This window comes from Gammaproteobacteria bacterium (assembly GCA_013817245.1).
GTDB lineage: Bacteria > Pseudomonadota > Gammaproteobacteria > HTCC5015 > HTCC5015 > JACDDA01.
The window spans coordinates 511,692-524,322 of sequence record JACDDA010000001.1; the positions used below are offsets into that span (position 1 = coordinate 511,692).

Annotated in this window: 7 protein-coding genes; 1 reads left to right on the forward strand and 6 read right to left on the reverse strand. The window is 42.4% G+C overall.

Annotation, left to right across the window (positions count from 1 at the left end):
* Positions 1-315 precede the first annotated feature (315 nt).
* The 6 genes from H0W44_02430 to pepN form a co-directional block, all read right to left on the reverse strand.
* Entirely contained in the window at positions 316-3,315 is a 3,000-nt protein-coding gene (locus H0W44_02430) for an MASE1 domain-containing protein (GenBank protein MBA3581289.1), read from the reverse strand.
* Positions 3,316-3,386: 71 nt separating this feature from the next.
* Entirely contained in the window at positions 3,387-4,577 is a 1,191-nt protein-coding gene (locus H0W44_02435) for a homoserine O-acetyltransferase (protein ID MBA3581290.1), read from the reverse strand.
* A gap of 94 nt (positions 4,578-4,671) precedes the next feature.
* Positions 4,672-7,776 (reverse strand): efflux RND transporter permease subunit, encoded by a 3,105-nt coding sequence (locus H0W44_02440; protein MBA3581291.1) that lies wholly within the window; start codon positions 7,774-7,776, stop codon positions 4,672-4,674.
* Between the two features lie 132 nt (positions 7,777-7,908).
* Positions 7,909-8,088, reverse strand: a complete 180-nt coding sequence (locus H0W44_02445; GenBank protein ID MBA3581292.1) for a hypothetical protein — start codon at positions 8,086-8,088, stop codon at positions 7,909-7,911.
* On the reverse strand, positions 8,089-8,571 hold the full coding sequence (locus H0W44_02450) for a DUF4399 domain-containing protein (GenBank protein MBA3581293.1): 483 nt from the start codon (positions 8,569-8,571) through the stop codon (positions 8,089-8,091).
* A 49-nt stretch (positions 8,572-8,620) separates the two neighbouring features.
* The gene (pepN, locus tag H0W44_02455; protein ID MBA3581294.1) at positions 8,621-11,281 is read right to left on the reverse strand and encodes an aminopeptidase N; all 2,661 of its coding nucleotides are present in this window, start codon (positions 11,279-11,281) and stop codon (positions 8,621-8,623) included.
* A gap of 180 nt (positions 11,282-11,461) precedes the next feature.
* Between pepN and H0W44_02460 the strand changes: the two genes are divergently transcribed.
* Positions 11,462-12,631 carry a cation:proton antiporter gene (locus tag H0W44_02460; GenBank protein MBA3581295.1) on the forward strand — a complete coding sequence of 390 codons (1,170 nt, stop codon included), beginning with the start codon at positions 11,462-11,464 and terminating at the stop codon, positions 12,629-12,631.

The window sequence follows — 12,631 nt, forward strand, 5'->3', positions numbered from 1 at the left end:
TTTGCCCAGTGAGGGTCTGCCACGTCACTCATCATGAGCGACCGCATTTGTACAATTCACCCAAAATTCGTACCGGATTCGCTCGGCAACATGAAAAATCATCAATAACATTAATTACGTTTAAGCTGCCCGCAGGATTATATTACTCACGCAATTAATAAATTTAGGCTTAACGTGGGGTTTTTCCTTACAACTAAACTAGGTAGCCTACATTGGTCTATGGCTACTTATAGTCACTGTATGGACTTAGGTTTTAGTCAAAGTCGACGCGCTAGCAGCAATGAATATAATTTTTATGCTCACACACTTCGCAGCTTAATGCGTGGCATCAGTGCCCGTTTCATCGCAAGGCAGCTCTAAAGTAAAACAAGCGCCTTGACCTTCGCCTGCACTGTAAAAAGTTAAACGACCGCCCATGGCGCGTGCAGCATTGGCACTGGCATGCAACCCAAAACCATGACCATCTTTTTTAGTAGTAAAGCCAAATTCAAAAATACTTTTTTGAATTTTCTCGGAAATACCCTGGCCATTATCTTCAATATCAATATATACACGCTCTTCTAACATACGGGTTGTAATAGTAATGCATCTGTTTTCAATGTTTGCTATTTGCAAGGCGTGCTTGGCATTCCGAATAAGATTACCGACGATTTGCAATACATCGTGTTTATCGATATAAAATGCTGGCGTTTTTGCATAATTTCTTTTTATTTCAATATCAAAACGATCCACCTTCGGCGCATTCATTTCAATCGCGTCATTAATCAAATAATTAATTTCAATCAATTCTCGCATAGCGCCTACCCGCGCATAGGTTTGCTGGCGTTTAACAATGTTTTTAATGTGCTCTATGTTGTCAGAGACCGATCGCATCTCTTGCAGAGAAATTTTCTTTTCGCTTTCTATATAATCACCAAATTGTTCCATGTATTCGAATAAACGCGAACCTTTAGCATCGTTATTTACGAATTCGGTCAAACTTTTCTGGTTGTCGCGCAACATTTGTACCGCTTTTCGCAAGCCCTCAGTTTTTATATTTTGCAATTTATCCGCCGTAATCATTGCTGAAACATTGACACTGTTAAGTACATTGCCCACATTGTGCAGAACACCCGATGCAACCTCGGCCATGCCTGCTTGGCGTGACGCTCTAATCAATTGATTATTTAGATCGGTTTGTTTTTCTTCTGCCTGCTGTCTTTCAAATAATCGTGAAAAAATCAGCGCGGCTTTTTCTAACAATGCTGTCGTTACTGCATCACCTTGACGTGTATGCCAAAAGCCATACTCCAATACAGCAACAATCTTATTATCAACGGCTACTGGCATTACCATAGATGATTTAAGACCTATTGCCGCGCCTACTTTTGCTTTGGGAAATTCAAGAAAATCTGCCGGATCACCTAACCATAAAGCAGTCGGTGAATTTAACATTTTATACTCGAAAGGATTTTCACCCGGATCTAAATTGTGCTGTTCAGTAAATTCTTTATAAGCAGCGTAATCATGCGCGCCATCGCTGTACCAAATATTACTGCTAACTAAATTCTTATGCTCGCCTGATACTAAATAAATATGCGCCAAACCTGCATCAATATGCTCCGCAATAATACGCAAAGATTTACGCATGGCAACATGCAAATCGAATGTTTGATTAACGGCAATCGCGACCCGATGCAATAAATCAATGGCCGCATATTGCTGCTGGGTTTCAGCTAAAGCATCCTGTAGTTTTAAATTGGTAGTATTTAATGTTTGTGTATATTGTTGCCGCTCAAATAATTGACCTAAGACCAAACCCGCGCGCTCTAATACGCTGGCAATTTCATTGCTTGCTTGTTGCTCTTCAAAAAAAATAAACTCTAGAACCGCCGTTACTTTGTCGCCTATTAACACGGGCATCACAATTGTGCTTTTCACGCCGATCTTTTGACTGAGCATAACCTTAGGGTTTTCTTCATAATTATCAGGTGCAGATAACCAAATAGTCCGAGCTTTTATCGTCACCAGACGATTAACCATGTTGTCTGCAGGAATATCCATTTCTTCAATTCGTTTTTTAAAATCTTGCCACTCTCCCGGTCGCTCCATATACCAGATCGAGGAAGAAGTTAATACGCCATCATTTTCTAATAGGTTATTACTGCGTAAATAAATATGGCCTAAAGGGCAATTCAAAAAAGTACACGCGCGATATAAGACTTGTTCTAATGCTTTATTAATATCTAATGTGGTTTGGTTGGCAATCAACGCCACATCACCGATTAATTGAATGCTGCGAATTTGCCAATCAATATCATTAGTTCGATCACGTACGCGTTGTTCTAAATGATTGGTTAATTCTTGCAAGGTGCGACTTTTTCGGACACTTTCTTGCTGCAAGATGGAAATAAGTAACGTGCTGGGCATCAACACAGCTACTACTATTTGTACTTGAAAAATCCAAGCGCTAGGGTCTTGAAATGGAAAAGGTCCGTGGCCTTGACTGCCGCCCCAAATTGCAAACAAACAAAATATCGCAAAAATTGTAACAATTTCGCGCACACCAAAACGTAGGAATGACCACAACATCAAAGAAAACAAACAAAATGGCGTTTTTAAAATAGGATGGTCGTATTGACCCGAAAACATAACATAACCGACTACCAAGCCGGCTATTACTAATGCAAAAAATTCTACGCGTCTAATTAAAGGTCTGTTTTTAAATTTTTTATTAAGCCATAAACACAACACGGGCGTAATTAATGTCAAAGAAACAATGTCGGCTAACAACCAATTACTAGCGTTATCAAACCTCGCGCTTCCAAATGCTGGATTAACTAGAAAAACCGCCATAGTAGTTAATAATAATGCGATGCCTGCTGATAGATAGGCTGAAAAAATATATATAAAGGTAGCGCGCAGCTCTTCAAAAACAAGTTCTACCTTGGCGAATTTTTTTAGAATCCACATTAACGCTACAACTTGGAAGATTTTTGCCGCGGCAATTAGTGCTACTAAAATCCATAAATCCCAATCCTTTACTTGATACATCTCGGCAACGACTGGCGTAATCGCGTATGCAAAACCAAGATATAAACCAGGCGTTATTCGATAACCCCAATAGAACATGCCTAACAAGGCGAAGCCGACCGGCGAACAAATTATTATTAATCGCAATGAAGACGTTGCATCAATCGGCAGCAATAAAAGATAAGTGATCGCGTAATAACTAAACGCCACTAACAAATTAATGCCCAATAAAGCGCGCCACGTCACCCACCAAGGCGCGCTACTATTTTTATTAACATTAGGTGAAGTAGAGTTTGTAAGCATCCTGCCTATACACTAGAAGTTAAAAGAAGGTGGTAATACTATTGCAATTTCTAGTTATTATTTTCGCTAATTTAATCGCGACTATCGTTTAATTTCTCATCTAATGAGCGTATAAAAAACTCGCGTAATACTGGCGCAAACAAGTCTTTATCAATTAAAAATGAATCATGGCCATGGTGCGTGGATAAATAATGAAAATCCACCGCATGACCGGCTTTCTTCAAGCCTTCGGCTAATTCTAATTGTTGTTCTATCGGAAACAAAATATCACTTTCAACACCTACAATTAAATTTCTGCGCGTGTGAATTTTGGCTAGTCCCGCATTCACCGAGCCACCGTGATCCGCGACATCGAATAAATCCATTGCGCGCGATAAATATAAATAACTATTAGCATCAAAGTGATGTGCAAATTTGCGGGCGTTATGTTCTAAATAAGATTCAATTTCAAATTCTACGCCAAATAAAGATTCATTACGGCGTTCGGCTGGCACTCGTGCACGATTAAATCGTTCACGCCATTCATCCGCCGCACGATAAGACAATAAACCTAATTTACGCGCCGTTAACATGCCTTGTTGTGGTTTTTCACCCGCATAATAATCACCATTATTCCAAGCGGGATCATTACGAACAATTTCACGTTGCAAAGAACGTACTGCAATAGTGAAAGGTAAGGCGCGTGCAGCGGCTGAAATAGATACTAAATAATCCACTTCGCCGGGATATTGCAAAGCATACGCAAGCGATGACAAACCACCCATGGACGCGCCGACAACCGCATGCAAATGATCAATGCCTAAAGCCTGCATCGCGTGATGGCCCGCTTTCGCAATATCTTCAACGGTTAATTCGGGAAACTGCAAACCATAGGCTTGACCCGTTGTCGGATTAAGCGTGTTCGGCCCCGTACTACCAAAACAACCCCCGAGAGAGTTTATGCAGACAACAAAAAATTGCGTGGTATCAATCGGTTTGTTAGGCCCGATCATATACTCCCACCAACCGGGCGTAGCATCTAATGCTGAAGCCGCCGCATGCGCAGTTGGTGACATGCCGGTGAAAACGAGTATGGCGTTATCTTTATTAAGACTGAGCTCGCCCCATGATTCATAAGCAATGCGCACATTGGCTAAACGACCACCGCGACGCAATACAAAATCGGCCGTGCCGTAATCACCCGGCAAATGTACAAAATGTGTAGCCGCAGTAATGCCGGTCGCCTCTTTGGGGATTTTTGCAGTTTGCACAACATTAAGCATAAATAAGCACAACGGTTACATAATAAAAAATAAGGCGGCTAATGTTGCAGCCCATCAATTTGCTCAGCAATTATATAACAGGAACAACACACCGTTACGGCTTATCTTCATGGCCACGTGTAGAACCGAATATGTTAGCGAGTTGTACGCGTACATCATGGCCTATCAAATACATACTGGGGATCAACACCAAGGTCAGTGGCGTTGCAAATACCAAACCATAACCCAAGGCAAGCGCCATCGGCGCCATATTGGCATCAGCGCCACCAATGCCATAGGCGAGTGGTAACAAACCTGCTACTGTTGAAACCGATGTCAAAATAATAGCTCGCAATCGATCCGCTGTACCACTCGCCACTAATTCATGCAAAGGCATCGTCGGATTTTTCAAACGTTGTTCATTAAAATAATCTACCAACACTAATGCATCATTAACGACAACACCCAACATACCAATAACACCCATCATCGCAATGAAACTTAAAGGTTCATTATGCAAGCCAAACGTGATGATCACGCCTAACATACCAAATGGGATGGTTGCCAAAACAATAAAAGGTTGGGTGGCCGAATTGAACAACAACATTAATATGAAATAAATACCCATAATTGCCATAAAGAAAATAATCAGCAACTGTTTTTGCGTAGCTGCCGTTTCTTCTGCTTCACCGCCAACCAATAAGCGCATGCCAGGATATTTTTCAAGATTAATATGCTGCTGCACTTGCGCTGCCACCGCTACCGCAGTGGTAGTCGCTTTATCGACATCGCCCGAAATCAAAATGATACGCTCACCATTATAGTGATTGTAATTAGCAGGGCCTACACTAGACTCCAACTGCGCAACATTTCGCAGAGGAATAAGACGACCAGTGCGATTTGCAATTGAAATATCAAGTACCTGCCGAAGATTACTACGTGCAGTTTTGGTAAACACCACACGAAAATCAACATCTTCATCACCATAACGCACGGTGGTCGCGATTTGACCCTCATAAGCAGTGCGAATAGCGCGCGCCACATCATCAGCCGTTAATTCTGCACGCGCTAAATTTGCATAATTTAATTTAATCTCGAGTTGTTCACGACCTAATTTAAAATCGGATTCCACATCTCGTGTGCCCGGAATAGATTTCAAATAACCCACCACATCCTGCGCAAGCTTTTGGCGCATAACATCATCAGCACCGATTATTTTTATATCAATCGCATTACCTATCGGTGGCCCATTGCGGCCGGCGCGATAAATAATTTCATCGTAACCCACAAAGCCAGCTGATTGTTTTTTCAAATCTTCAATGATCTCAGCCGCCATGCGTTTACGACTCGCGTAAGAAACCAAACGTACTTTTACACTCGCATAATGCTCGCCTTCGGTAGTCACATGATTTTGTGTATGCGCGCCAATTTCCGTAGTAAAAGATGCGAGCTCGGGTACTGTTTTTACTAACGCCTCGAACTCTTTTACTTTTTGAGAGGTGGTTTCTAATGCCGTGCCATTCGGCAAGGCCACATCAATAACAAACGTGTCGGCCGTGTCAGCAGGGAATAAAATAAACTCCATATTGTTTTTGGCGTAAAACACCCCAGCTAGCAACGCTAATATAAACGCTACCACCATCATATAACGCAATCGCAAAGCTTTATAAATCCAAGCAGCAAAAGCCGTTTTGAGTTTCATAAATAGCCGTACTCTTAACGGCGCAGCATTATGCCGACCGCGATTTTTAAGGCCTGGGTATAAGTGTGCAGGCAAAGCAAACATAGATTCGATTAAGGAAACGGACAAAGCCAAAATAATCACTAGCGGAATTACAAATGCGAATTTTCCTAATACTCCGGGCAAAAAGAAAATAGGCACAAAAGCAATTATCGTAGTTAACATGGCGGTTAATACGGGTCTAAATACCTCATTGGTGCCGTTGACCACGGCATCTATTGCTGAATCACCTTCTTCATAACGACGATAAATATTTTCCGAAACAATAATCGCATCATCGACGACGATACCAATCACGATCACCATCGCTAATAAACTAATGATGTCTAAATACGCGCCGAAAAATGGCAGCATATAAATGGTACCGAGCACTGCAATCGGAATACCCAAACCCACCCAGAAAGCCGTGCGGAAATCTAAAAACAATGACAGCATGATCATAATCAAAACCAAACCCATAATGCCATTAGATAACACGATGCTGAGTCTAGATCGCACCGGATCAGAGCCGTCATTGGAATACAATACGTGCACATTTTTTAATAATGTGTGTTTTTCTGTTTCTACCATGCCGCGAATGGCATCAACCGTTCTAATAATGTCAGCGGTAGCTTTTTTAGCAACTACAAATGAAATTGCATTTTCGCCATTAATACGTGCGAGGATTTTTTCTTCTGAAAAATCATCTTTAATATTGGCCACGTCTTTAATTTTGACTAAAGGCCCGTCAAAGGTTGATTGCACCACAACGTCATTTAATTCAGCCGGCGTTTTAAATTTTGCCAAGGTAACTAAAGTACGTTGATTAATGGGCGATTCTAAAATGCCTCCGGTGGATTGAATATTACGGCGTTGGATAGCATCAACTACGTTTTGCGAAGATAATTCATACTTTGCTAAAGCTTGAGGCGACAATTCAATACGGATCTCTCGATCGCGATAAGCTTGCCGATCAACTTTAGACACGCCCGCAACATTTTCTAATTTCTTTTCTAATTGACGCGCTACATCACGCAATTCGGCATAACTCAAAGCATCTGAAGCGATGCCTAGTTCTAAAACGGGGAATTCTGCGGATTTGATTTCATTAACTAATGGAAAGTCTTTAACTTCGCTGGGCAAATCGACAACTCGCGACACTGCATTACGAATTTCATCTTTTACTTTGTCTTTATCTTCAACATCGGGATCAATTTCTACCCACACCAATGAACTATCTTCGCGTGAATAAGAACTATATTGTTTTATGCCGGTAACGCGCTTAATTTCTTTTTCAATTTTATTTGTGACGTTTAATTCGACATCCTCAGGAGATGCGCCAGGATATACTGTGCTAATCACCACTTCATCTAAGGTGGCATCGGGAAATTGATCCCGTTTGATATGGCTTAAGGTTCCAAGTCCTACCAGTAGGATCGCCAAACTAATTAAATAAGCGAGTAAATGACGCTCGGCAAAAAATCGCAGAATGGCGTGCATGAATTAATCCTAAAAGTAAGTAGAGCAGAAAAGTTGTGCTGCATAGCGGCAGCAAAGCTTAAACGATGAGCAACCACGCTGACAACGTAAGACTATTAATATATAGGTATAACTACGCCTGTAGAAAATCGATTAAGTCTTGTCTTGCGCGAGTAGACGTGCACATTCGGCTTGCCACAAGCCTAATGCTTCTGTGTAGTAATCAAAAATGCAGGGATTACACCCACCCTGACAACATTCATCAGGGTGAGGTTCTTGCGGTTTAGGTGGTAATGACGCGGCATCAATAGCTGCCGAAGTCGGTGCTGGCATTTATTCGGTCACCAGAATGGTGATTTTATCTGACAATACCGGCGGATTATGCGGGATATGAATTTGGTCGCCGAGCAATAATTGTAAAGTGTGTTTGCCCGGTGTTAAGGTCAATTGAGTTTCAGTTTGGCCACCACCAAAATGTTTATGCTGGTCGTCAGCCGGCAAAGGTTTGCGCATATCAGGCAAGGTTTCGACATCAATTAATAAATGATGATGGCCGGTATTTTCTTTTTGAATACCCGCAGGTGCCACGCCCATACCTTTTAAACCAAATTGTACGGTGACTGGATTTTTTAACATTGCGCCATTGTGCGGTGCAATAAAATACACTTTAGGTGCTACCGAAGCCACGACCGGAATTTCCGTTGGTGCTTTTGTTGGCGCTTTTGCTGGCGTTTCCACTGAAGCTGGGGCGGGCGTCGCGGCATAAGCGCCGTTTATTAATGCGGTGCTAATGATGATACTGTGCAAAAATTTCATGATATTTTCTCCATTAAAATAAACGACTAACAACAGTCTAAAGGGTTTTTTATATTACGCTTGATGGGACCGGCAATAAAGCGCGCGATACAATTTCATAAACATCACGCGATAGACCCGGTTTGTTTAATAAGCGTTCCAGCTGTTCGCGCATTAAAATTTGTCGACCTTCATCAAAACGTCGCCAGGCATTAAATGCCGAAACAATGCGCGCCGCCACTTGCGGATTTTTTTCTTCCAATTGCCACAAAATATCCGCCAAAAATACATAAGCGCTGCCGTCTTTTGCATGAAAGCCTGCAGGATTGTTCATGCAAAATGCGCCGATTAAAGCACGCACTTTATTAGGATTGCTTAGAGAAAAAGTGGGGTTCGCCATTAACGCTTTGACGCGCATTAATGTATCGGGCAGTTGCGCAGTCGCTTGCACCGCAAACCATTTATCTAACACCAATCCATCATGTTGCCATTGCGCATAAAAATCATCCAAAATATCAAAACGCATAACACCGTCGACATTCGCCAACAAAGCCAAGGCGGCGAGTTGATCGGTCATATTATTAGCGTGTCGATATTGCAACAAACATAATTCAATCGCATCTTGTCGTTCGGTCGCGACCAAATAATTTAAACACACATTGCGCAAGCGACGGCGCGCTATGCTAATGCCATCGACGTGATAATCCGCACTAGCCATTTCATCGTATTTTTCACGTAATGCGGAGTACAAACGCTTACCTATTACACGTTGCAATTTTTTGCGCACAGCTAACAAATCATCTAACGGAATAATAGAATGCTGCTCCATAAGATAACGCTCGGAAGGCAAGCTAATCATTTCTGCAATTAAAGCGGGATCTGTTTTGGTTTCATTCAATATGCTATTTAAAAGATTCGAATAATTTTCTGGCACTTGCAAGTCTTGTGCTTGTTGGGCTAAAGCTAAAAGCTGGTTAATGGTTTTTTCAGACAAACGTTGCATTGCTTCAAACCGATTAAAACTATCGGTATCGTATTGCGCTAAAATTTCTAGCTGTGCATCCGTATAAGCATATTGAAGTTTTACCGGCGCGGAAAAATTACGCAGTAAAGAAGGGATAGGTTTTTCACTGATGTTTGTATAAACAAACGTTTGTGCTGCTTCGGCTAAAGACACTATCTGCGTGGGCAATAACTCTACGCCGGTCTCGCTTAATAAGCCTAAAGCTACCGGGATTACAAAAGCTTGTTTGTCAATTTGTCCCGGGGTTACGGCGCAATGTTGTTGCATATATAAGGTATACGTTTTTTGGGCCGCATCATAATGATCGCTAACCATCAAACTGGGCGTGCCAGCTTGCGAATACCAACGTTTAAATTGCGTTAAGTCTATATTGTTCGCAGTTTCCATGGCGCTAACAAAATCATCACACGTCACGGCCTGACCATCATGGCGCTGAAAATAAAGCGCGAGACCTTTTTGAAAACCGGCTTCGCCCAGCAACGTGTGCTGCATGCGAATGACTTCTGCGCCTTTTTCATACACAGTGACAGTGTAAAAATTATTAATCTCGATATAACTTTCAGGACGAATCGGATGCGCCATCGGGCCCGCATCTTCAGCAAATTGCGCTGTCCGTAACATGCGCACATCATCGATGCGTTTAATGGCGCGCGAACCTACATCCGCCGAAAATTCTTGATCTCGAAAAACCGTCAAACCTTCTTTTAAACTTAACTGAAACCAATCACGACAGGTGACACGATTGCCTGACCAATTATGAAAGTATTCATGACCAATAACGCCTTCGATATGCTCAAAATCGCTGTCCGTTGCTGTTTCGGCTTTGGCTAATACAAACTTAGAATTAAAAATATTTAAACCCTTATTTTCCATCGCGCCCATATTAAAATCATCGACCGCGACGATCATGTAAATATCTAAATCATATTCTAGCTGACAGCGTTGTTCATCCCACGCCATTGCACGTTTGAGTGAAGCCATCGCATGCGCGCATTTATCGACATTGTGCGCTTGCACGAAAATCTGCAAACTCACTGTCCGTTGTGAACGCGTGACAAAGGTATCGTTTACAGATTGCAGATCGCCAGCAACTAAAGCAAATAAATATGCCGGCTTAGGAAATGGATCTTGCCAACGCACCCAATGTTTTGCGCCGTTTTGTCCGCTCGCCATGCGATTACCATTTGATAACAACACCGGATACTGCTGTTGGTCGGCGTGAATTTCTACCGTGAAGCGAGATAAAACATCGGGGCGGTCTAAATAATAAGTGATGCGCCGAAAACCTTCGGCTTCGCATTGTGTGCAGAAATTACCGCCGGAAATATATAAACCTTCTAAAGCGGTGTTATTAGCAGGCTGAATGCGGGTTTTAATAATTAAAACGAACTCATCTGGCGCATCTACTATGCGCAAACTTCCGGAGGCTAATTGATATTGTGGCGGTTGTAATAAAGCGCCATTTAAACTCACACTCAACAATTCTAATTGTTCGCCTTGCAACACCAAATCTTTTTCACTGTGTTCATGATTACGCTGTAACTGTAATTGCGCCGTCACTAGGGTCGCCAACGGATCCAGCTCAAAATGCAAATCGGTTTGCGTAATAAAAAATGCCGGTGGCCGATATTCGCTCAATAAGATAGTGGCCGGTGCCAATTGAATCGCCGATTGAATCACAGGCTGAATTGTTTCTACGGTATTCATTACTCACTCCTAACATAACGGTCTTAAATCTAGCCCTGCCGACGCGACTCCGACCAGACAAAAGCCAAGGGCATCCGCTACAATGTCACATCGAAACGCCAGGCTCATGCGCACTCACATGTACTACGCCCGGGCAAGACGAGCAGCATAATAGCCCGACCACGCACAAAGTTGTAAGCCATGACGGAACACTCTCTGGTCTTTTCAATATTCCTGATTTTTTCCGGTGCCGCAGCGGTTGCGACGCTCGCGCTATTCGCCCGTCAATCAATGTTAGTCGCCTATATATTAGTCGGCATGCTGGTCGGCCCTTCGGGTTTTGGTCTCATCAATGATGTGGCGTTAATTCGTCAAACTGCCGAGATCGGCATTATCTTTTTACTATTTTTGTTAGGCATGAGCTTAGAACCCAAAGACTTAGTGCATTTGCTAAAAAAATCTACCATCGTGACTTTAATTAGCTCCGTCATTTTCTTTTTATTAGGCGCCGCTATTTGTTTAGCATTTGGTTACACGCCGGTAGATTCGGTGATTGTCGGTCTGTGCATGATGTTCTCCAGTACCATTATTGGTTTAAAACTATTACCCACTACCGCGCTGCATCATCAGCATATGGGCGAAGTTATTGTCAGCGTGTTGTTATTACAAGATATTCTCGCCATTTTAGTTTTATTATTATTACAAACTGTGGGCGGCGAACAATCGGTGCTCAGCGGCATACTGCATATTGCACTCGCCTTAGTCGCATTAACCACGTTTGCATTTTTAACGTCGCGTTATGTTTTGCATTATTTGCTGGCGCGTTTTGATCGCATTCAGGAATATGTATTTTTATTAGCCATTGGTTGGTGTTTGTTACTCGCCGAACTTGCGGTGTTAGGCGGATTAAGTCATGAGATTGGTGCTTTTATTGGCGGCGTTAGTTTAGCGATTAGCCCGATTGCCCGTTTTATTACCGAAAGTCTTAAACCGTTGCGCGACTTTTTCTTAATCATATTCTTTTTTACTTTAGGCGCTGGCTTTGAGCTGTCCGCGTTACAAACAGTTGCCGCCGCGAGCATTGTGCTAGCAGTCACCATGTTGCTTTTAAAACCGCTCGTGTTTCGCAAACTATTACGTCAAGAAGGTGAAAAAAGTGGACAGGCCACGCAAACAGGCGTGCGTTTGGGTCAAGTGAGTGAATTTGCCTTATTAATCGCGGTAGTTGCATTGCAGGGCGGAATTTTAAGTCAACACGCCAGTTATCTGATACAAGTCACAACTCTGCTGACATTTATTGCATCGTCCTATTATATTGTTGCACGCTACCCCACACCGATTTCTACTAATGAACGCTTACGCCGCGACTAA

What these genes read in the sequence shown, in the direction of transcription:
- H0W44_02435 (MBA3581290.1), bottom strand. Translation starts at nt 4,577, where the DNA reads ATGCTTAATGTTGTGCAAACTGCAAAAATCCCCAAAGAGGCGACCGGC.
- H0W44_02450 (MBA3581293.1), bottom strand. Translation starts at nt 8,571, where the DNA reads ATGAAATTTTTGCACAGTATCATCATTAGCACCGCATTAATAAACGGC.
- H0W44_02440 (MBA3581291.1), bottom strand. Translation starts at nt 7,776, where the DNA reads ATGCACGCCATTCTGCGATTTTTTGCCGAGCGTCATTTACTCGCTTAT.
- H0W44_02430 (MBA3581289.1), bottom strand. Translation starts at nt 3,315, where the DNA reads ATGCTTACAAACTCTACTTCACCTAATGTTAATAAAAATAGTAGCGCG.
- H0W44_02445 (MBA3581292.1), bottom strand. Translation starts at nt 8,088, where the DNA reads ATGCCAGCACCGACTTCGGCAGCTATTGATGCCGCGTCATTACCACCT.
- pepN (MBA3581294.1), bottom strand. Translation starts at nt 11,281, where the DNA reads ATGAATACCGTAGAAACAATTCAGCCTGTGATTCAATCGGCGATTCAA.
- H0W44_02460 (MBA3581295.1), top strand. Translation starts at nt 11,462, where the DNA reads ATGACGGAACACTCTCTGGTCTTTTCAATATTCCTGATTTTTTCCGGT.